This is a genomic window from Pseudomonas sp. ADAK7 (assembly GCF_012935675.1).
Classification (GTDB): Bacteria; Pseudomonadota; Gammaproteobacteria; order Pseudomonadales; family Pseudomonadaceae; genus Aquipseudomonas.
The window spans coordinates 3015540-3036803 of record NZ_CP052861.1 but is presented as its reverse complement, the minus strand read 5'-3'; the positions used below and the strand labels follow the sequence as shown (position 1 = coordinate 3036803).

At 59.6% G+C, this 21264-nt stretch carries 17 protein-coding genes and 3 tRNA genes; 5 read left to right on the top strand and 15 right to left on the bottom strand.

All coding sequences use genetic code 11. The annotated features are described in order from the left end of the window. Positions 1-100 precede the first annotated feature (100 nt). From HKK53_RS14155 to rimO, 4 genes are all read right to left on the bottom strand, one after another. Positions 101-571: a DUF1456 family protein gene (locus tag HKK53_RS14155; protein ID WP_054615966.1), complete on the bottom strand. Its 471-nt coding sequence runs from the start codon at positions 569-571 to the stop codon at positions 101-103. A gap of 74 nt (positions 572-645) precedes the next feature. Then, positions 646-1356, bottom strand: a complete 711-nt coding sequence (locus tag HKK53_RS14150) for an rRNA pseudouridine synthase (protein WP_169371338.1) — start codon at positions 1354-1356, stop codon at positions 646-648. An 81-nt stretch (positions 1357-1437) separates the two neighbouring features. Beyond that, positions 1438-1911 (bottom strand): GNAT family N-acetyltransferase, encoded by a 474-nt coding sequence (locus tag HKK53_RS14145; protein WP_169371337.1) that lies wholly within the window; start codon positions 1909-1911, stop codon positions 1438-1440. A 112-nt stretch (positions 1912-2023) separates the two neighbouring features. Next, a complete protein-coding gene (gene rimO, locus HKK53_RS14140) occupies positions 2024-3361 on the bottom strand; it encodes a 30S ribosomal protein S12 methylthiotransferase RimO (protein ID WP_123512023.1) in 1338 nt (445 codons plus the stop codon). A 289-nt stretch (positions 3362-3650) separates the two neighbouring features. Here rimO and HKK53_RS14135 point away from each other — a divergent pair, with 289 nt between their 5' ends. Then, complete coding sequence (locus tag HKK53_RS14135; protein WP_169371336.1) at positions 3651-5552, top strand: potassium transporter Kup; 1902 nt, start codon at positions 3651-3653, stop codon at positions 5550-5552. Positions 5553-5797: 245 nt separating this feature from the next. Here the strand turns inward: HKK53_RS14135 and HKK53_RS14130 are convergent, their stop codons facing one another. From HKK53_RS14130 to HKK53_RS14110, 5 genes are all read right to left on the bottom strand, one after another. Further along, entirely contained in the window at positions 5798-7096 is a 1299-nt protein-coding gene (locus HKK53_RS14130; RefSeq protein ID WP_169371335.1) for a virulence factor family protein, read from the bottom strand. Then, complete coding sequence (mprF, locus tag HKK53_RS14125) at positions 7096-9738, bottom strand: bifunctional lysylphosphatidylglycerol flippase/synthetase MprF (protein ID WP_169371334.1); 2643 nt, start codon at positions 9736-9738, stop codon at positions 7096-7098. The genes HKK53_RS14130 and mprF overlap by 1 nt, the downstream gene beginning before the upstream one ends. A gap of 277 nt (positions 9739-10015) precedes the next feature. Next, positions 10016-10092, bottom strand: a tRNA-Met gene (locus HKK53_RS14120). Between the two features lie 230 nt (positions 10093-10322). Then, a tRNA-Met gene (locus HKK53_RS14115) sits at positions 10323-10399 on the bottom strand. 232 nt (positions 10400-10631) lie between these two features. After that, positions 10632-10708: transfer RNA gene (locus HKK53_RS14110), tRNA-Met, on the bottom strand. A gap of 300 nt (positions 10709-11008) precedes the next feature. Here HKK53_RS14110 and dinB point away from each other — a divergent pair. Further along, entirely contained in the window at positions 11009-12070 is a 1062-nt protein-coding gene (gene dinB, locus HKK53_RS14105) for a DNA polymerase IV (protein WP_169371333.1), read from the top strand. Positions 12071-12176: 106 nt separating this feature from the next. On the opposite strand, the gene HKK53_RS14100 is transcribed toward dinB, so the two are convergent. The 4 genes from HKK53_RS14100 to HKK53_RS14085 all read right to left on the bottom strand — a co-directional run bounded on the left by HKK53_RS14100 (position 12177) and on the right by HKK53_RS14085 (position 16950). After that, complete coding sequence (locus HKK53_RS14100) at positions 12177-13130, bottom strand: hypothetical protein (RefSeq protein WP_169371332.1); 954 nt, start codon at positions 13128-13130, stop codon at positions 12177-12179. A 17-nt stretch (positions 13131-13147) separates the two neighbouring features. Then, positions 13148-14863, bottom strand: a complete 1716-nt coding sequence (locus HKK53_RS14095; RefSeq protein ID WP_169371331.1) for a proline--tRNA ligase — start codon at positions 14861-14863, stop codon at positions 13148-13150. Between the two features lie 130 nt (positions 14864-14993). After that, the gene (locus HKK53_RS14090; RefSeq protein ID WP_169371330.1) at positions 14994-16553 is read right to left on the bottom strand and encodes an AmpG family muropeptide MFS transporter; all 1560 of its coding nucleotides are present in this window, start codon (positions 16551-16553) and stop codon (positions 14994-14996) included. 43 nt (positions 16554-16596) lie between these two features. After that, the gene (locus tag HKK53_RS14085) at positions 16597-16950 is read right to left on the bottom strand and encodes an MGMT family protein (protein ID WP_169371329.1); all 354 of its coding nucleotides are present in this window, start codon (positions 16948-16950) and stop codon (positions 16597-16599) included. 164 nt (positions 16951-17114) lie between these two features. Here HKK53_RS14085 and HKK53_RS14080 point away from each other — a divergent pair, with 164 nt between their 5' ends. Beyond that, the gene (locus HKK53_RS14080; protein WP_169371328.1) at positions 17115-18122 is read left to right on the top strand and encodes a DUF481 domain-containing protein; all 1008 of its coding nucleotides are present in this window, start codon (positions 17115-17117) and stop codon (positions 18120-18122) included. 65 nt (positions 18123-18187) lie between these two features. On the opposite strand, the gene HKK53_RS14075 is transcribed toward HKK53_RS14080, so the two are convergent. Further along, positions 18188-19645, bottom strand: coding sequence for a toxin-antitoxin system YwqK family antitoxin (locus tag HKK53_RS14075; protein WP_169371327.1), 1458 nt, complete (start codon positions 19643-19645; stop codon positions 18188-18190). A gap of 131 nt (positions 19646-19776) precedes the next feature. After that, entirely contained in the window at positions 19777-19986 is a 210-nt protein-coding gene (locus tag HKK53_RS14070; RefSeq protein ID WP_002554837.1) for a cold-shock protein, read from the bottom strand. Between the two features lie 355 nt (positions 19987-20341). On the opposite strand from HKK53_RS14070, the gene dcd reads away from it, so the two are divergent. After that, complete coding sequence (dcd, locus tag HKK53_RS14065) at positions 20342-20908, top strand: dCTP deaminase (protein WP_054047011.1); 567 nt, start codon at positions 20342-20344, stop codon at positions 20906-20908. A 106-nt stretch (positions 20909-21014) separates the two neighbouring features. Beyond that, positions 21015-21224 (top strand): hypothetical protein, encoded by a 210-nt coding sequence (locus HKK53_RS14060; RefSeq protein WP_109628267.1) that lies wholly within the window; start codon positions 21015-21017, stop codon positions 21222-21224. The last annotated feature ends 40 nt before the right edge of the window (positions 21225-21264 follow it).

The following is a 21264-nucleotide window of genomic DNA, read 5'->3' as shown; positions in this document are numbered from 1 at the left end:
TGCGAGGAATGAAGCTCTATTTGTAGGAGCAAAGCTTGCTCGCGATGGCGATTTCGAAAACGCCATCGCGAGCTAGCTTTGTTCCTACGGGGCGATGGACTTACTGCGGACGAACGCGCAGGGTCAGGCCCTTGAGGAAGTTGCGCAGCAACTGGTCGCCACAGGTGCGGTAGTTGGTGTGGCCGAACTTGCGGAACAGCGCGCTCAGCTCAGGCTTGGACACCGGGAACTCGGAAGCCTTGAGGATGGCGTGCATGTCGTCTTCTTTCAGTTCGAAGGCCACGCGCAGTTTCTTCAGGATGATGTTGTTGGTCACCGGGGTTTCGATCGGCTGCGGCGGACGGCTTTCGTCCTTGCCGCGCTTGAAGATCACCAGGCCATCGAGGAAGTGCGCCATGACTTCGTCCGGGCAGCGCACGAAGCCTTCTTCGTCTTCCTCTTTCTTGTCGAGGTAGGTCAGCAGGTCTTCCATGGACACGTCCATGCCGCCGGTCTTGATGATCTCGATGACTTTCTTGTCGCTGATGTCGAGCATGTAGCGCACGCTGCGCAGTACGTCGTTATGAATCATGGTGTGCAATCCTGATATCGGCAGTGGGCGCCGCATAAGCAGCGGCGCCGAAATGTAGGGCGGCGTGAAAAGTCTTAGAACTTCTCTTTGCCGGACAGGTAGCGCCATTGCCCCAGCGGCACTTTGCCGATGGACACGCCGCCGATGCGAATGCGGCGGATGGCGACGACCTTCAGGCCCACGGCCTGGCAGAACAGGGCGATCACGCCCGGTTGTGGGTTCTTCATCGCAAAGCGCAGACGGTTTTCGTTCTGCCAGCTGGCTTTGACCGCCGGCAGTTCCTTACCCTTGTAAGTCAGGCCATGGTTCAGGCGGTTGAGGCCGTGAGCGACCATGTCGCCTTCAACCTCGACCACATACTCCTGCTCGATCTTGGCGGAGTCGGCCGTCAGCTTGCGCAGGATCTTCCAGTCCTGGGTGAACACCAGCAGACCGCTGGCGTTGGCCTGCAGGTCGGTGCTGGCGGTCAGGCGCAGGAAGTGGCCCTTGAGCGGGCGTTTGCTGAAGCGGTGTTCTTCGCTCAGGGTCTCGGCGCTGATGCTCGCCATCGCGGTGTCTGCGTCCATGCCTACGGGCACGTTGAACAGAATGGTCACCGGCTCTGGCGCGGTGGCCTTGGCCTCCGGGTCGAGCTCGACTTTCTGGTTCTCGACCTTGAACTGCGGCTCGTCGATGACTTCGCCGTCCACGGTGACCCAGCCGCCCTCGATGAACAGCTCAGCCTCCCGACGGGAACAGCCGACGAGTTCGATGAGGCGTTTGGAGAGACGAATCGGGTCAGTCATGACAGGGCCGTAACAAAAAGGGGTGGGCATTGTACCTGCTGGACGCCGGTTAATCGCGGGTCCATTTACGCCATGTGGCTTTTAGCCGCGTCGAGCGCGCTGATTCGCCTGTTTCATGCGCATGTGCAGCAGCGGATAAGGCTGACCCATGCCGTCATGCTCGGAACGACCGATCACCTCGAACCCCTGTTTGAAGTAAAACCCCAGCGCCTGCGGGTTCTGTTCGTTGACGTCCAGCTCATCGGCGTGCAGGTGTTCCAGGGCATAGCGCAGCAACTGTTTGCCCAGGCCCTGGCCGCGATGGGCCGGGTCGATAAAGAGCATTTCGATCTTGCCCGCCGCCACGCCGGCAAATCCGGTAATGCGCTGGCGCGGGTCTTTGGTGCAGATCAGCATCACCGCGTCGAGGTAGCGGGTCAGCACCAGGTTCTTTAGCAGGTCGATGTAGCTGTCCGGCAGAAAGTCATGGGTGGCGCGCACCGAAGCCTCCCAGACCCGGGTGAGTTCTTCGTAATCACTCTGTTTCGGTGTGTGGATGACTGAATGGTGGCGCATGCCCGCCTGCCTCTCATGGGGTGAATGATGCGAATCCGTTCTCCACAAAACGATAGACGTAAAAAAGCCCCGCATCTCGTCAAGAGAGCGGGGCTTTTCGTATTTTTTGCGTTTAGATCTGTTCAGCCCACAGGTCGTATTCGTCGGCGTCGGTCACTTTGCACCAGACTTTGTCGCCTGGCTTCAAGTTGCTGCCGTTGTCGATGAATACGTTGCCGTCGATTTCCGGGGCATCGAAGAAGCAGCGGCCAACGGCGCCTTGCTCGTCGACTTCATCGACCAGCACTTCGATTTCACGGCCGACGCGCAGTTGCAGGCGTGCCGAGCTGATGGCTTGCTGGTGCGCCATGAAACGGTCCCAACGGTCTTGCTTGACGTCGTCCGGCACGATGGCCGCGTCCAGCAGGTTGGCCGGTGCGCCTTCAACCGGCGAGTACTGGAAGCAGCCGACGCGATCGAGCTGCGCTTCGGTCAGCCAGTTCAGCAGGTACTGGAAGTCTTCTTCGGTTTCGCCTGGGAAGCCGACGATGAAGGTCGAACGAATGATCAGGTCCGGGCAGATTTCGCGCCAGTTCTTGATCCGCGCCAGGGTCTTGTCTTCGAAAGCCGGGCGTTTCATGGCTTTCAGGACTTTCGGGCTGGCGTGCTGGAACGGGATGTCCAGGTACGGCAGGATCTTGCCGGCGGCCATCAGCGGGATCAGCTCGTCGACGTGCGGGTACGGGTAAACGTAGTGCAGGCGAACCCAGACACCGAGGGAACTCAGGGCTTCGCAGAGTTCGGTCATGCGGGTTTTCACCGGCGCGCCGTTCCAGAAACCGGTGCGGTATTTCACGTCGACGCCGTAGGCGCTGGTGTCTTGCGAGATCACCAACAGCTCTTTGACGCCGGCCTTGACCAGGCGCTGGGCTTCGTCGAGCACGTCACCGACCGGACGGCTGACCAGTTTGCCGCGCATCGACGGGATGATGCAGAAGCTGCAGCTGTGGTTACAGCCTTCGGAAATCTTCAGGTACGCGTAGTGGCGCGGAGTCAGCTTGATGCCTTGCGGCGGCACCAGGTCGATCAGCGGGTTGTGATCCTGGCGCGGCGGCACGGCATCGTGCACGGCGTTGACCACTTGCTCGTACTGCTGCGGACCGGTCACGGCCAGCACGCTCGGGTGCACTTTGCGAATATTGCCTTCTTCGACGCCCATGCAGCCGGTGACGATGACCTTGCCGTTTTCCTTGATGGCTTCGCCGATCACTTCCAAAGATTCAGCCTTGGCCGAGTCGATGAAACCGCAGGTGTTGACCACCACGACATCGGCGTCCTCGTAAGTGGACACAACGTCATAGCCTTCCATGCGCAGCTGGGTAAGGATGCGCTCGGAGTCGACCAGGGCTTTGGGGCAACCCAGGGATACGAAGCCAACCTTTGGATTGGCCGTGGCGGGAGTGGTGGACATGTCTAACCTCGGTATTTGTTGACGCCTCCAGCCGAAGTCGGCAAGGCGACAGACGGGCACTTGGTGTGCCTCTGATCAAAAAGTGCGCAATTCTAGCGACGAGACGCGCACTTGACCAGCTTTATGAGGGAAATGCGACGAGTGCTGCGCTATGCTTCGCGCCGGTACGCTTTACCGATTTTTTACAGTCAACAAATCGTCTGTAACCTGAAGTAAAACAGCGCATGCTGCACGGCAAAGCATAGTGCTTCTTATAAGAAGTCCGGGTCTGAGTAGTAGGAGTTTTTGGATGGGGCAGGCAAGTAGTCAGACGGCGGGCGGCGAGCATTCGGCAGCAAAACCGATCGGCATGCTGGTCGCGGCGGTCGGGGTGGTTTATGGCGATATCGGCACGAGCCCGCTGTACACCCTTAAGGAAGTGTTCTCCGGTGCCTATGGCGTACCGGTTAACCATGACGGCGTGTTGGGCATCCTGGCGCTGATCTTCTGGTCGCTGATTTGGGTTGTCTCGATCAAATACATGATGTTCGTGCTGCGCGCCGACAACCAGGGCGAAGGCGGGATCATGGCCCTGACGGCGCTGGCTCGACGGGCTGCGGCGGGGCATCCGAAGTTGCGGACCATTCTGGTGGTCTGTGGGCTGATCGGTGCGGCGCTGTTCTACGGCGACAGCATGATTACCCCGGCCATTTCCGTACTCTCGGCCATTGAGGGGCTGGGACTGGCATTCGAGGGGATCGACCATTGGGTCGTGCCGCTGTCGCTGGTGGTGCTGGTAGCGCTGTTCCTGATTCAGCGTCACGGCACCGCGCGCATCGGCATTCTGTTCGGGCCAATCATGGTGACCTGGTTTGTCGTGCTCGGTGCCCTGGGCGTCTACGGCATCCTGCAGCACCCGGAAGTGTTGCAAGCGATGAACCCGGTGTGGGGCGTGCGCTTCTTCATCGTGCACCCGGGCATGGGCGTTGCGATCCTTGGTGCGGTGGTGCTGGCGTTGACCGGCGCCGAAGCGCTGTACGCCGACATGGGCCACTTCGGCCGCAAGCCGATTGCCCGTGCCTGGTTCATCCTGGTGCTGCCGGCGCTGGTGCTGAATTACTTCGGCCAGGGTGCCTTGCTGCTGGGGGACCCGGAAGCCGCGCGTAACCCGTTCTACCTGCTGGCGCCGAGCTGGGCGTTGATCCCGCTGGTCGGCTTGTCGACCCTGGCCACGGTGATTGCCTCGCAAGCGGTGATTTCCGGTGCGTTCTCCCTGACCCGTCAGGCGATCCAGCTCGGCTATATTCCGCGGATGCACATCCAGCACACCTCCAGTGCCGAACAGGGCCAGATCTACATTGGCGCGGTGAACTGGTCGCTGATGGTCGGTGTGATTCTGCTGGTGCTGGGCTTCGAATCCTCCGGCGCCCTGGCCTCGGCCTACGGTGTCGCGGTGACGGGCACCATGCTGATGACCACCATTCTGGTGTCGGCGGTGATCCTGCTGCTGTGGAAATGGCCGCCGATCCTTGCGGTGCCGCTGTTGTTCGGTTTCCTGTTGGTAGACGGTCTGTACTTCGCCGCCAACGTGCCGAAGATCATTCAGGGCGGGGCGTTCCCGGTGATCGCCGGCATCGTGCTGTTCGTGCTGATGACCACCTGGAAACGCGGCAAGCAACTGCTGGTCGAACGCCTCGACGAAGGCGGGTTGCCGCTGCCGATCTTCATCAGCAGTATTCGCGTGCAACCGCCGCATCGCGTCCAGGGCACCGCCGTGTTCCTCACCGCGCGCCCGGACGCCGTGCCCCACGCGTTGTTGCACAACCTATTGCATAACCAGGTGCTGCACGAACAAGTGGTGCTGTTGACCGTGGTGTACGAAGACATCCCGCGGGTTCCGGCATCCCGGCGTTTCGAGGTGGATTCCTACGGCGAAGGCTTCTTCCGGGTCATCCTGCACTTCGGCTTCGTCGACGAACCGGACGTGCCGCAAGCGCTGAAGCTGTGTCATCTCGACGACCTGGACTTCAGCCCGATGCGCACCACCTACTTCCTCAGCCGCGAAACCGTCATCGCCTCCAAACTCGAAGGCATGGCCCGCTGGCGCGAGGCGTTGTTTGCGTTCATGTTGCAGAATGCCAACGGTAATTTGCGGTTCTTCAATTTGCCGCTGAACCGGGTGATTGAGTTGGGGACGCAGGTGGAGATGTAACCTGGCGTAATCAAAAAGCCCCCGTTAGCCTTGCGGCTGGCGGGGGCTTTTTTGTGGCCTTCTATTGAGGCTTGAGATGGAGGTCGTGGCATCACCCGCCAAGATCGCAGCCTTCGGCAGCTCCTAAGATGGATCGTGGTACACCTTGTAGGAGCTATCGAAGGATGCGATCTTTTGATCTTGCTCATAAAAAAGCCCCCACAACCATCAGGCTGCGGGGGCTTTTTCGTTCAGCGGGGCTCAGATCACTCCTGCGCCGTCGCCTCTTCCTTGGCCTGGCGCTTGACGATGATGTCCACCAAGCGCTGTGCCAGCGCCGGGTAGTTCTCGTCGAAGTGGTGGCCGCCAGGCAGTTTCATGGCTTCGCCGACAGCGGTCTTGTCGGTGCAACCACTCTCGTCGACTTCTTCTTCGCCGTAGATGCACACCACTTTTTCCGGCGGCAGCTTGGCCATTTCCGGGCCGGTGGCGGCTTCTTTGCCGGCGTTGCCGAGCCAGCCTTCGACTTCGATTTCGAAGCTGCCGGTGCGGGCGAAGGCCAGCAGGATGATGGCGTCGACCCGTTGCTGTTCCGATTCCGCCAAGCGGTTGTAGATCGCTGGCAATACGTCAGCGCCGAACGAGTAACCGGTCAGGATGAAGCGCTTGGTGCCCCATTTCTGGCGGTAGTGTTGCATCAGCTCGGCGAGGTCCAGGGCGCTTTGCTCCGGGCTCTTGTGCTGCCAGTAGTAGCGCAGGGTGTCGATGCCGACCACTGGGTAGCCGATCTTCGCCATCTCGCCCGCCACGTCGCGGTCGAGGTCGCGCCAGCCGCCGTCACCGGAGAGGAATAGGGTCACGGTGTCCTTGGCTTGGCCGGCCGGGACTTCAACCACTGGAATTTGCAGGCCGCCCGCGGCTTTGTCGCCACCGACGAGGATCTTGCGCAGTTCGTTGTTCAGCACTTGCGGCAGGTTGATGTCGTAGTCGCTGATGCTGGTTTCGGCGTTCGGTTGATCACGCACGAAGCCTGCGCTGGCGTCGTCCGGGTTGTCGTTCCAGGCCACCAGCCAGTGGCCGTGGGCGGCGCTTTTTGGCAGCAGGTGAGTGCAGCCGGGTTTTTCCAGGGCCAGGTCTACCGACACGGCCTGAGCCTTGTCGTCCTTCTGCTCGGACAACCAGCGCCAGGCCAGCACGGCGCCAGGGCCGATGCCGCTGACCAGGGTCGCCGGGCCTTTCAGCTCGCGCAGACCCGATTGCAGGGCACGGCTTTGCAACAGGCAGTCTTTGGGCAGGATCACCTGGACGATCTGCGCCGAAGCGCTGCGGCTCAGGGATTTCAGTTGCTGGTCATTGAGTTTCTGTTCGGCAGTGACCGCCACCAGCACCTGAGCCTTTGGCGTCGTGCCGGGAATCACCCGGGTCATGGCGGCGCCATCAGCCGGGGTCAGCAGTTCGAGAGTCGGTTCGGGTGCCGGGCGTTTCATGTACCAGTAGCCGCCACCGACAATCAGGGCCAGCACTACCAGTGTGGCCAGTACGTACCGCAAGGAGCGTTGAATCATCAGCGTTTCACCAATCCAGTCAAGCCGCCCGCAATCAGGGCAGCAGTATCGGCCAGGGCAACCAGCGGATCGAGTCCGGCGGGCACGGCCATATAACGGGGTTCCCAGTCAGGCTGGAATTTGTCTTTGAAGCGGCGCAAGCCTTGGAAGTTGTAGAGCTGCTCACCACGGCGGAAGACCATCGAGCCCAGGCGCTGGGTCAGCGGCGCGCCGCGACGGGGTTGTAGACCCGACAGTGGCACCATGCCCAGGCTGAACTTGGCGTATCCATGATTTTTATAATGTTGAATCAGGCCGACCATCATGAACTCCATGGTCAGCTTCGGGGCGTCCGGGTGCGCGCGCATCAGGTCGAGGCTGGCCAGGTCATGGCCATAGGTCTCGAGCAAGTTGGCGAACGCCACCGGGCGTCCCTCAAAACGAATCACCGCGACGCGGAAATGCTTGAGGTAGTCATCGCTGAAACGGCCGAGGGAGAAGCCTTTCTCGCGCACGTTCTTGCCGGTCAGCCAGGCATCGGAAATCACCTTGAGCTCATCCATCGGCGCGTGGCCCGGCTCGTGGATCTCCAGCGATAGACCGTCACGGGTGCCGCGGTTCCAGGTGTAGCGCAGGTCTTTCATCTCTTTGCCCTTGGCTTCGAGATCAAAGCGATGCAGATCAACCCGGGCTTCTTCGCCGAGCTTGATCGCGGTCAGGCCGATGTCCATGTAATACGGCAGGTTCTCGGCGCGCACTTGATAGAACACGGGGCGGGCGTGGTGGATGTCGCAGAGGTCGCGGAACTGCCAGATCATCTCCGCCCGTTGCTGGGTCGGGCCGATCGGGTCGTACAGCGCCACCAGGCTGCGGCCACGGCGGGCGTACATCAGGAACGCCTCGTCGTTGGGGTGAAACAGCAACGCCTTGTCACCGGTCAGCGCGAGGCCACCGTCCGGTTGGGCCGAAGCCATGAGGATCTTTACCGCGCGATCCAGTTCGTCCGGTGTCGGCAGGTGAATGATCGGGCGCGCGGTGCGCAGCAGCCAGGTCAGCGAAACCACCACCAGCAATACGGCAGCGCCCAGCAGTGAACGCAAGCCACGCGGCGCATCGGCGTCGAGGGTGAACTGCCACCACAGTTGGTGACTGTACGGAACGTCCTGATAGGCAAACAGCAGCAGCCACATCGACGCGGCGAGAACGCACAGGCTGGCGACCAGATACAGCGGCGAGAACGGCAGTTCGGTCAGGCGACTGGCGCGATAGAACGAGCTGCGGAATACCCCGAGCAGGCTCGCCGTCAGGGTCATCAGGCAGGCTTCTTCCCAGTCGAAACCCTTGAGCAGCGAGAGCAGGGCGCCGACCAGCAACAGAATGGTGGTCAGCATCCACGCGGCCGACAGTCGACGACGCAGGCCCTGAGCCAGCAACAGGCACAGCACGCCGATCAGGCTGGCGCCGAAGTGCGAGGCGTCAACCAGGCGATGGGGAATCAGAAAGCCGATGTGCTCCAGGCGCGTATCAATTTCCGGCGTCGCGCCGGAGAACAGCAGCACCACGCCGGACAGGAACACCAGCAGCGCCAGAATCGGCGCTGCCAGACCTGAGGCCGCCCGCAGTGACTGACGGGACTGGAACAGGCGCTGGCCTTCGTTGATCAGCAGGAACACGCAGGCCACCAATAATGGCAGCACCACATAAATCAGACGATACAGCAGCAGGGCCGCGGCCAGTGGCGCGGCGCCGAGGGTGTCGGCGAACGCGGCCAGCAGGATCGCTTCGAATACCCCGACCCCGCCGGGCACATGGCTGAGCACGCCGGCGGCCAGGGCCAACAGATAAATCAGCAGGAAAGCGCCAAAGGGCGGTGCTTCCGGCAGCAACAGATAGAGCACGGTCGCGGCGGCGGCCACGTCCAGGGCGGTGATGACCAGTTGCAGGAACGTCAGGCGTCGGCCCGGCAGGCGCAGCGTGCGGCGTCCGGCCTTGACCAGCAGGTTGTCCGGGTAAGGCTGCTCCGGCAGGCGACGGCGATAGATGCCGATGGCCAGTACCGTGGTGAGCAACAGCACTGCCGCGGCAATCAAGCCCAGCAAGGTCTCGGAGAGGCCCAGTGCGGCGGAGGCGGCGGGCAGGTTGCTCAGGGTCGCCAGTGCCGCCAGCGGGGGCAGGGCGCAGCCGAGCGAAAGGCTGGCGAACAGCGTCATGTGGGCAACGTCTGAAGCGCCCAGGCCATGACGTGCATATAAACGATAGCGAACCGAACCGCCCGACAGCATCGACAGCCCGATAGCGTTGCCGATGGCGAAGGCGGTAAAGCCACCCAGCGCCAGGGTTCGTGGCGCCAGGGTCACGCCGGCATAGCGGCTGGCGGACCATTCGTAGCCCAGCAAGATAATGAAACCGACGACGGTCGCACCGAATGCGCCGATCAATGCCGGTTTTGGCACGTCCAGGATCGAATCGTGGAGCGCATACAGATCGAGTTCGCTTAATAGATGGCGACAGGCAATCAGCGCGATAGCGAACAACAACAAGGTGACCGCAAGACCAAGGGGTTGGCGGTATTTGCTGACCAGATCAAGCAGGCGCAAACGCTCGGCCTTGATAGGTTGTGTCGCTGTTACGGTGTCTTGTGGATCAGACGAGTTGGCGCGCATCAATCACCTCTTGGATTGTGCGCGACAGGATGGAGGTATCGAGCCAAGTTACCAATCCCTGTAGAAAAAAATAATCACAAATATTAACGCTTCTCGCCGGTTCGAGGCGATGGCGCGTCATCGGTCGTACAGGGCCTGCCTGGCACAGAGCATAGTCTGAACTCAGCGTCTGGGTGATCCTGAACGGTTCGCTGCACAGTGACAGATCATTGTTGCGAAAGGACTTTTTCGACAGATACAAAAAAGGCCACTCTTTCGAGCAGCCTTTTTTGATGTTTGGTTGCGGGAGCCGGATTTGAACCGACGACCTTCGGGTTATGAGCCCGACGAGCTACCAGACTGCTCCATCCCGCGTCTGTGTGGCGGCATTCTACAGGCGAACGACAGAGTGTCAACCGTTAATCCTGAATAGGGTCAAATAAGCGTAAGTGAGCGGCGAACGGTTACGGGGGAGGCCTAAGTTTCGGAATAGGAACGATTTCTTGTTTTTGCGTCGTCAGCCGTTACTTGCTCGCTTCTATTCAAATTTATAAAAGAGACGCGCACAAAAAAGGCCACTCTTTCGAGTAGCCTTTCTTGATGTTTGGTTGCGGGAGCCGGATTTGAACCGACGACCTTCGGGTTATGAGCCCGACGAGCTACCAGACTGCTCCATCCCGCGTCTGTGTGGCGGCATTCTACAGGCGAACGCCTGAGTGTCCACCGTTAATCCTGAATAGGGTCAAATAAGTGTAAATTGAGCGGCGAACGGTCGTGAGGGAGACTTAAGTTGTGGAATCGGAACGATTTCTCGTTTCTGCACCGTCAGCCGTTACCCGCTCTTTCCTATCTAGTATTTACAAAAGCGACGCGCACAAAAAAGGCCACTCTTTCGAGTAGCCTTTTTTGATGTTTGGTTGCGGGAGCCGGATTTGAACCGACGACCTTCGGGTTATGAGCCCGACGAGCTACCAGACTGCTCCATCCCGCGTCTGTGTGTCGGCATTCTACAGAGGATCGGCGATCTGTCAACCTTCAACTCAGAGAAAACCTCTTCCCGTTCAATCGCTTAGCTTGAAATTAGAGCTGGGTGATTGGCTGCAAGGTCGGTATGGCAAGGCTTTAAGCTCTATCGGGTGAGGCTTGACGATTGAAAAAATAAATTCAGCTGGTACTTTTCCTACGGGGGAAAAGAACATTCAGAGTACTGGTGCTATATACAGGTGTCAGTGAGATACTGCCGGTCCGGCTCGTCATTACGTCATTTCCTTGCCATGAACACCGCTTCTATATGACCCAACGCAAAATCATCCACGTCGATTGCGACTGTTTCTACGCGGCTATCGAGATGCGTGATGACCCGCGCCTGGCTGGCAAGCCACTGGCAGTGGGTGGGTCGGCGGACCGGCGTGGGGTGATTGCCACCTGTAATTATGAAGCGCGGGCCTACGGCGTGCGTTCGGCGATGTCTTCCGGGCATGCCTTGAAGCTGTGTCCGGACCTGACCATCGTCAAGCCGCGGATGGACGCCTATAGGGAAGCGTCGAAGGAAATTCAGACGATTTTCAGCGATTACACCGACCTGATCGAGCCACTTTCCCTCGATGAGGCCTATCTGGACGTGTCGGACAGCGCGCATTTTGGCGGCAGCGCCACGCGCATTGCCCAGGATATCCGCCGTCGCGTGTCCAATCAGTTGCACATCACGGTCTCGGCGGGTGTGGCGCCGAACAAGTTTCTGGCCAAGATCGCCAGTGACTGGAAGAAGCCCAACGGCTTGTTCGTCATCACCCCGGACCAGGTGGAAGACTTCGTCAGCGGATTGCCGGTGAGCAAGCTGCACGGCGTGGGCAAGGTCACCGCCGACAAGCTCGGCAGGCTCGGCATCGTTGATTGTTCGCAACTGCGCGAGTGGAACAAGTTGGCGCTGGTGCGTGAATTCGGCAGTTTCGGTGAGCGACTCTGGAGCCTGGCCCGTGGGATCGATGAGCGGCTGGTGCACAACGACAACCGTCGGCAATCCATCAGTGTCGAAAATACCTACGACGTCGATCTGCCGGATCTGGTGAGTTGCCTGGATAAACTGCCTGAATTACTGGAAACCCTCGCCGGGCGCATGGCGCGGATCGACAGCAGCTATCGGCCGGGCAAGCCGTTCGTCAAAGTGAAATTCCATGACTTCACTCAAACCACGCTGGAACAGGCCGGGGCCGGGCGGGATCTGGGGAGTTATCAGTTGTTGTTGACCCAGGCGTTCAATCGCGGCGGTAAACCGGTGCGGTTGTTGGGGGTCGGGGTGCGGCTGGAGGATTTGCGGGGCGGGTTTGAGCAGATGGAGTTGTTTGAGCGATAGTCTTGTAGCGAATGTCTGGGCCTCTTCGCGGGCAAGCCTCGCTCCTGCAGGTATCGCGCACGATCTATACCTGTAGGAGCGAGGCTTGCCCGCGAAGCTTTTGCTGTCAATTCGGGTTCGGATCCGCCACCAATCGCCCGGCATCCCTGGTCAACGACTTGAGGAATTCGGTCTGCAACTCAGGATCGTTGCGCGTCAGTTCGATCAGGCTCTGTTCCAGCTCGCTGGCTTCTTCTTCCAGGCCCAGTTCCGACAAGCGTTTGACCCGGTGTACCCACTGGCTCACTTCGTCGTCTTCAAGGTCGTCGTAAATCAGCCCATGGGCTTCGAGCAGCTTGCCACGCAAGCCGCTGCTGACCGCCAGGGACGAGTCGGTGTGCACATCGTCCTGGGCATCTGCGACGGTAATCAACAGCCGGCTCAGATGGTTGATGTCATGTTCGGCGAACGGACTGTCCAACAGGTTCAGGCGCAATACGCCATTCTTGTCGGTGGTCAGCTCGAAGGTTTCCTTGCCGGCCTTGACCTGCACCGGGCGCTCGCTCCAGGGCAGGCTCGAGTATTCCGTGCGTTTGTCGCGCTGGACTTCATCGATGCCGGCCAGGTTTTGCTGGGCGCGACCGTGAGACTGCACGTTCATGAACGGGTTGATCCCGGCGACACCGTAGCTCAGCCAATCCTTGGTCACGCTGTCCGGCAAGTTGCCGAGGGCAAACACGTTGACCACGTTTGCGCCGACACCGGCCACCACGGCCAACATGCCCAGCGGGATTTCGTAGACCTCCCGCCAGGGTTGGTAGGGCGTGTAGCGGTCGTAGTGACGCGTGACTTCGAATTCGGTGACTTCGAAAGTCTTTTGCTCGTGGATTTTCACCCGCCGTTGCGGCAGCTCAAGTACCTTGGGCTCACCGACATCGATCTGCAGGCTGTGATCGAGCAATTTGCGCTCGACCCGTTCCTCGTGCTCGCTACGTTGTGACATCTGATTGGCACAGCCGCTGACCAGCAGGGTGCCGCACAGGGCGGCACCACCGAGGCCTAAGGTGTTTCGCTTGAACATGACTTCTCTATCTGGTGTCAGCGGCGGATACGGGCCTGGAGGAAAGACAGCACGTCAGCGACCGGCAGGGCTTGCGCCTCGGCCTCGGTGCGGCTCTTGTATTCCAGATTGCCATCGGCGAGGCCGCGGTCACTGACCACGATCCGGTGTGGAATGCCGATCAGCTCCATGTCCGCGAACTTGATGCCCGGGCTGGTTTTCTTGTCGCGGTCGTCCAGCAGCACTTCGAAACCGGCCGCGGTCAGTTCTGCGTACAGCTTGTCGGTGGCTTCGCGAACCTGCTCGTTATCGTAGCGCAGCGGTACCAGGGCGATCTGGAATGGCGCGAGAGTGTCGCTCCAGATAATCCCGTTGGCATCGTTGCCCTGCTCGATGGCCGCAGCCACCACGCGGGATACGCCAATGCCATAGCAGCCCATTTCCAAGGTCACCGGCTTGCCGTTCTCGCCCAGCACTTCGCACTTCATCGCTTTGCTGTACTTGTTGCCCAGCTGGAAGATGTGCCCGACTTCGATGCCGCGCTTGATTTCCAGGGTGCCCTTGCCATCCGGGCTTGGGTCGCCGGCCACGACGTTGCGCAGGTCGGCCACGGTCGGAACCGGCAGGTCGCGTTCCCAGTTCACGCCGAAGTAGTGCTTGTCGTCGATGTTGGCGCCAATACCGAAGTCGCTCATCAGCTCGACCGAGCGGTCGATGATGATTGGCAGCGGCAGGTTCAACGGGCCGAGGGAACCGGCACCGGCGCCAATCGCGTCACGCAGTTCGCTTTCCGAAGCCATGACCAGCGGGCTGGCAACGCCTGGCTGTTGGGCGGCCTTGATTTCGTTCAGCTCATGGTCGCCACGGATGATCAGGGCAATCAGCTTGCCTTTCTCTTCAGCGTGAACCACGAGGGTCTTGATGGTTTTTTCGATCGGCAGATTGAAGCCTTCGACCAGTTGCGCGATGGTCTTGGCGTTCGGGGTGTCGACCAGGCGCAGCTCTTCGGCCGGCGCGGCGCGGGAAGTTTCGCGCGGCACGGCTTCGGCTTTCTCGATGTTCGCGGCGTAGTCGGAACCGTTGCTGAACACGATATCGTCTTCGCCGGATTCGGCCAATACGTGGAACTCGTGGGAGCCGGCACCGCCGATGGAGCCGTTGTCGGCTTCAACAGGGCGGAATTTCAGGCCCAGACGGGTGAACACGTTGCAGTACGCCTGGTGCATGCGATCGTAGGTGATCTGCAGCGACGGCTGGTCTGCGTGGAAGGAGTAGGCGTCCTTCATGATGAATTCGCGACCGCGCATCAAACCGAAGCGTGGACGGATTTCGTCACGGAATTTGGTCTGGATCTGATACACGTTGATTGGCAGCTGTTTGTAGCTGCTCAATTCGTTGCGCATCAGGTCGGTGATCACTTCTTCGTGGGTCGGGCCGGCGCAGAAGTCGCGACCGTGACGATCCTTGAAGCGCAGCAATTCGGGGCCGTACTCTTCCCAGCGCCCGGATTCCTGCCACAGCTCAGCCGGTTGAGTGCTCGGCATCAACACTTCAAGCGAGCCGGCGGCGTTCATTTCTTCACGAACGACGGCTTCGACCTTGCGCATTACTCGCAAGCCCATCGGCAGCCAGGTGTACAGGCCCGAGGCGAGTTTGCGGATCATGCCGGCGCGCAGCATCAGCTGATGGCTGATCACGACCGCGTCGGAAGGCGTTTCTTTCTGTGTGGCGAGCAAAAATTGACTGGTGCGCATGGTTGGCCGTTGTCGGTTGCTGATGACGAGAAATGACGGAGCATTGTACGGGCGAGATCTGCTGACGTACAGAAGTGCGGCCGGCGGTGTGGCTCGATGGCGGGAAACCTCCCGCCATTCGGGACGTTTCCTACGACTCTTCCACGGCCGGCGTCTGTAACGGTTCAGGTGTCGGCGTCGGGCCGGCGCGGCGGCTTTCCTGGAACCAGTGCAGCGCGATCAGCAGCAGGGTCGGCACGCCGAGCAGAGCCGTGATAAGGAAGAAGTTGTGATAGCCGAACTTCTCCACCATGACCCCGGAGTAGCCGCCGATCAGGCGCGGCAGCAGGAGCATGATCGAGCTGAGCAGGGCGTATTGGGTGGCGGAAAACTTGAGGTTGGTCAGGCTCGACAGGTAAGCGACAAACGCCGACGTCGCCAGGCCCGAGCTGAAGTTGTCCAGGGAAATGGTCAGGATCAGCATGTTCAGGTTGGCGCCCATGTCGGCGAGCATCAGGAACAGCAGGTTGGTGCCGGCCGATGCGATACCGCCAATCAGCAGGATCGGCAAAATGCCGAAGCGCACGATCAGCAGGCCGCCCATGCCGGCGCCGACCAAGGTCATGATCAGGCCGAAAATCTTGCTGACGCTGGCGATCTGATCCTTGGTGAAGCCCTGGTCGATGTAGAACACGTTGGCCATTACGCCCATGACCGTATCGGACATCCGGTAGGTGGCGATCAATCCGAGCAACAGGAACGCTTGCCAGCGGTACCGCAGAATGAAGTCGTTGACCGGTGTCAGCACTGGCGCCAGGCCGCGGCGGCCCATGGCTGACAGGCACAGCGCGGTCAGCGTGATGTAGAGAATGGCCCGCAGGAATGCGCGATCTTCGAGCAGCAGGTCGAGCAGGCTTTCACCCTGGAACAGCACGGCGGCGAAGTCAGTGTTGTAGAGCTGGGTGAACATGGCCGGCACCGACACCAGCAACACGATCAGGACAAACACCGACGCCAGTTGATGCGCAAAGCTGTAACGCCCGGCCTGTAGTTGAGTGCGCAGCGGCACGGGCGGCTCGCGCATGAACAGGCTGGTCAGTAGCGCAGGAATCATCAATGCGCCGAACAGCACATACGTGCCGGCCCAGGCCGAATGTTGGTAGTTGAAACCGGTGGAACCGAAGCCTTCGGCGAAGAACAGTGCGCCAGCGGTGGCCAGCAGGGCAGCGATGCGATAGCCGGACATGTAGCTGGCGGCCAGTGCAGCTTGGCGACTGTCGTCGGCGATTTCCAGGCGATAGGCGTCGACAGCAATGTCCTGGGTCGCCGAGGCGAAGGCCACGACCACCGCGATGGCGATCAGCCAGGACAAATGCTTTTGCGGGTCGCAGAAACCCATGCCGATCAGGCCGAGTATCACCAGTGACTGGGACAGCACCAGCCAGGAGCGGCGTCGACCCAGTTTGCCAAGGAATGGCAGGCGCCATTGGTCGAGCAGCGGGGACCACACCCATTTAAAGGCGTAGGCCAGGCCTATCAGGCTTGCATAGCCAATGGTTTCGCGGGCCACACCGGCCTCGCGCAACCAGACCGACAGCGTCGAAAACACCAGCATGTAGGGCAGGCCGGCGGCGAAACCAAGCAACAACAGCACAAGCGTTGATGGGCTGGCATAGGCGGCGAGCGCGGCGCGCCAGGTTTTACGGGGCATGGGCTGGAGTCTGCCTCAAGATTACGGAAACAAAGCGCGCACTCTAACCGCTGTGCTCTACCGGGCGCCAGCCATGACGCTGAATATCAACACGATTATTCAGGACACTAATGCCTTCCATGCGTAGACGCGCCCGTTGTTCATCCCCGGAAGGGCTGCCCACCGGCAGGCTGATTCGACCACCGGCGCCGAGCACGCGGTGCCAGGGCAGCTTGGTGTCGCCGGGCAACTGGCTCAGCGTGCGTCCGACCCAGCGCGCAGCGCGCCCCAACCCGGCGAGTTCGGCCAATTGCCCGTAACTCACGACTTTGCCCTCGGGCACTTGAGCCAGGGTCAGGTACAGCGCCGTGCGTCGGATTTGCGCCGGGCTTTCGTTTTCCGTCGTCTCGTCTGTCACGTCCGCAGTTCCTGAAGAAATTCGCTTTGCTGCCATCAGATTAAGTCCAGAAGTGTCAATTGAGAAAGGAACTCAATAGAAATAGTCGGGTCAGTCCTTGCTAGCGCCTTATTCCTTGGGATAATGCCGACTTTTTTTCGCAATCCAGAGCCTTCGATCTGCTTATGTTGTCCAGAACCTTGTTGTGCCTCGCTGTCTTCAGTGCTTCCACGCCTTTGCTCGCCGACACCGTATGGTTGAAAAACGGTGACAAATTGAGCGGCAAGATCACCGTGTTCGATGGCGGCAAACTGCTGATCCAGACCGAATACGCCGGTGCGGTTCCGATCGACTGGAAGCAGGTCAAGACCCTGGAAAGTGATCAGCAATTGCTAGTCAAGCAGGATGCCTACACCGGTGAGAAAGCCAAATCCTTGAAGGCTGCCGAAGATGGCAAGGTGACTCTGGCCAATGGCGAGGCGCCGAAAACCGTCGAGCTGGCGAGCATCCAGCAGATTCTCAAGCCCAAGCCGGTGGTTGAAGACCTGGTGTGGAAGGGCAATGTCGACATGGCCCTGGATTATCAGCGCGCCGAGAAGGACACCGACGACTACGATGTCGGCTTCAAGACCTCGGCCCGTCATGGCCGTTGGCGGCACACGGCCGAGGGCGAGTACAACCGCGAATTCCAGGACGACGTGGTCACCACCGACAACTGGCGTGCCGAGTACTCCCTTGACCGATTCCTCACCGAGCACTGGTACTGGGATGGTCGCGTGAACTACAAGCGCGACAAGGTCGAAGAGCTGTCCCGTCAGCGCGTGGTCGGTACCGGTCCGGGGTATCAGTTCTGGGATAACGAGCTGGGCGCGTTCTCGCTCGGTTCGTTGCTCAACCGTACCGATTACGAATACCGCGATGGCGGCAAGGACAACTTCTATTCCGTGGCCATGAAGTGGGACTACAACCGCTATCTGGTGGGCAAGAAGGTCGAGTTCTTCACCAATGGCGAAGTAGGCAAGCCGCTGTCCGGCGTGGCCGATTACGCGCTCGATGCCGAAGTGGGCTTGCGCTACAAAGTCACCGACTGGGCTTCGCTTAACCTCAAGGCCGAGCGCGACGTCATCAGCGGGACCGATGATGCTGATTTGAACAAGACCCGTTATACCGCAGGGTTTGGCGTGGCCTGGTAACTGTCGTATTGCACAAAAAAAGCCCCGCAACCTTAAGGTTGCGGGGCTTTTTCTTGGGTGGGCGATTAGCTGGCTGTAGGCGCTGGAGATTCGGGTCGGGTGCATTCACCCTGACGGACTCCAGCCTCATATCGGCATTCGCCGTTCGGGCTGCCATCCTGTTTCCACAAGCGCATCACGCCTTGCTCGCGCCCCTCGACGTAATCGACCGACGTATTCATCTGGCCGTTTTCATACCAGGTGATGGCGGGGCCCTGCAGTTTGCCGTCCTTGTAGATTCGGTGATCTTGCAGTTGGCCATTCTCGTACCACTTCTTGAAATCACCCTGTTCGCGGTGTTGTTCATCCCATTGCCATTGCACGGTCTGGATGCCCTGATCGTTCCAGGTGGCGTAGCTGCGCTGTACTTGCTGCTCGAAAAACTGTTTTTCTTCGACTTTGCCGTCGGCGTAATAGCTGATGACCCAGCCCTCCGGGCTGCTATCCACGTTATTGCGTGTGCTACGCACCGCGCCGTTTTCGAAGTATGACGTGCTGGGACCTTGCGCCTTGCCGGCCACGAAGGTGCTGCTGTCCTTGAGTTTGCCGCTGGGGTAGTAGCTCATGGCCGGGCCGTCCGGTACATCGTTGCGATAGCTGATGCGGCCAATCAGTGCGCCGTCTTCGTCGTGCTCCAGGTATTCGCCGTCGACACGCTTGCCCTGATGCCAGTTGTAGGCGTCGGCTTCTTTGCCATTGTCGTGGTAGGTGGTTTGCCAGCCTTCCAGTTCATCGTTCAAGTAGTTCGCGCGTTTGATGACAACCCCGCTTTCGGAATAGGTGATGGCCTCGCCCTGGCGTTGGCCGTTGGCATCGTTCTGATAGCTTTGTCCGAGCTTTCCGCTCGAGTAGTAGGTTTTTGAGGCGAGGACGGGTCTGCCCGAGACGAAATCCTTAGCGTTGACGAAATAGTCACGGCGCAGCGTCTTGGCGTCGACGTAGAAGACTTTTGCTTTCCAGGCCTTGCGATTGCTGTCGTAGGCCATCGGCATTTTCAGGAAGTAAGACGCCTGGCCTTTGCTGGTCGGTGCATAGTCCTCGTCCAGATACAGCTTTCCGTCGACCAGGGATGCGGTCAGCTTGCCGCATTCTTCGGGCGTGCAGGCGCGGACCTTTTCAAAAAACGCGCGTTTGCCGTCGCACGCCGAGAGCGTTATCAGCAGCGGGGTTTCGTCGTCGATCAGTTGCTGGACTTCAGCGAGCAGTTGACCAAACGATTCGTTGGGTACGCCCACCGAGTCCGGCGTGAGGTAGACCTCGTTGCTGCCGCAGGCGTGCGCCGTAGAGAGTTCCAGCAAAGCCGCCGCGCGCAGTTCTGCCTGAGGGACGCCTTGAATGGCTGGGCCCTTGGCAATATAGGTCGCGTGGGTGTCCATGCCGACGATGATGGTCGGGTGGTCGGGACGGGGATTGGCGTGAATCGAGAAGGGGAGTGCGAGTGTGACTAGCGCTGCGCTCAGGGTTTTCCATTGGTTGAACGGCATCCTGCTGCTTCCATGTGATTTCCAGGTGGCGAATCATATAGAAGGACGAGTGGATGGCGTAAGGCAAAAACAGACGCCCACAAAAAAGCCCCGCTTTTAAGGGCGGGGCTTTTTACTAAAGCAAGTACAAGTTAGATAACTTGAACTTCTTCAGCTTGCATGCCTTTCTGACCGCGGGTAGCGATGAAAGAAACCTGTTGGCCTTCTTTCAGGCTTTTGAAGCCGTCGGATTGGATAGCTTTGAAGTGAACGAACAGGTCGTCACCGGATTGTGGAGTGATGAAGCCGAAGCCTTTTTCATCGTTGAACCACTTAACGGTACCAGTTTGGCGATTAGACATGGTGTAACTCCTTGAACAAAGATAACTGCGACGCAGGAAGAACCCTGGCCGAGACTGAGTGCAAAGAGCAGGAAAAATTCTTGTAGATGGTTGGATCGAAATTCAACATATCGTGTAGAGATTCTCAGTGACACAAGCAGCACAGTGGCGCCACCTTAACCCTTTTTCCGGAACGTGCCAATGCTTCCTGCGAAGGTTTCTCTGTTTTCGTGACTGACGGTGCATCGTTTTGGCGGCAAGACCCGGCAATCAGGGGGGATTGGCGAGAATTACGCCTCGCACTTTGAACCCTGGGCGCGCGCCTAGTAAGATGCCGGACAGAATTTTTCCACCTCGCTATTCAGGACACCCCGCCATGAGCATCAAATCGGACAAGTGGATTCGCCGCATGGCGCAAGAGCACGGCATGATCGAACCGTTCGTCGAGCGCCAGATGCGCGGCGAAGGTGCCGAGCGCCTGATTTCCTATGGTGTGTCGAGCTACGGTTATGACGTGCGTTGCGCCGGTGAATTCAAGGTGTTCACCAACATCAACTCGGCCATCGTCGACCCGAAGAACTTCGACGAGAAGAGCTTCGTCGACGTGACCAGCGATGTCTGCATCATCCCGCCGAACTCGTTCGCCCTGGCCCGCACCGTGGAATTCTTCCGTATTCCGCGCAACGTGCTGACCATCTGCCTGGGTAAAAGCACCTACGCCCGTTGCGGCATTATCGTCAACGTGACGCCGCTCGAGCCTGAGTGGGAAGGCCACGTGACCCTGGAATTCTCCAACACCACGACCTTGCCGGCAAAAATCTACGCCAACGAAGGCGTTGCACAGATGCTGTTCTTCGAATCCGACGAAGAGTGTGAAGTGTCCTATAAGGACCGTGGCGGCAAGTATCAGGGCCAGCGCGGCGTCACCTTGCCACGCACCTGATCCGTCCATCTGACAGTTCCCGGGAATTCTTCGGCAGGTAGACACTCTATTGGGTGTACTGCCCGGTTTGCGTACAGCGAACCGGGCCACTGCTCAGGAGTGCTCCATGAAGATCGATCCGCAAATCAGCGCCGAACTGGCCAGGCTTGAGCCCAATCAGATTGGCGTTTTGGCCTGGTCCTTGTTGGCGCATCCGCCAATCAGCATGGCAGGGGGCATCCCCGGTCAGCCTGATCCCGATACCCCCAACGAGCAACCGACCGAACCCGGTGAACCGACCCTGCCAGACGAGCCACCTCCGGCGCCTGTCGCCTGATAAACGTCTGAAGAAAAACGAATGGCCAGTCAGCTGATGT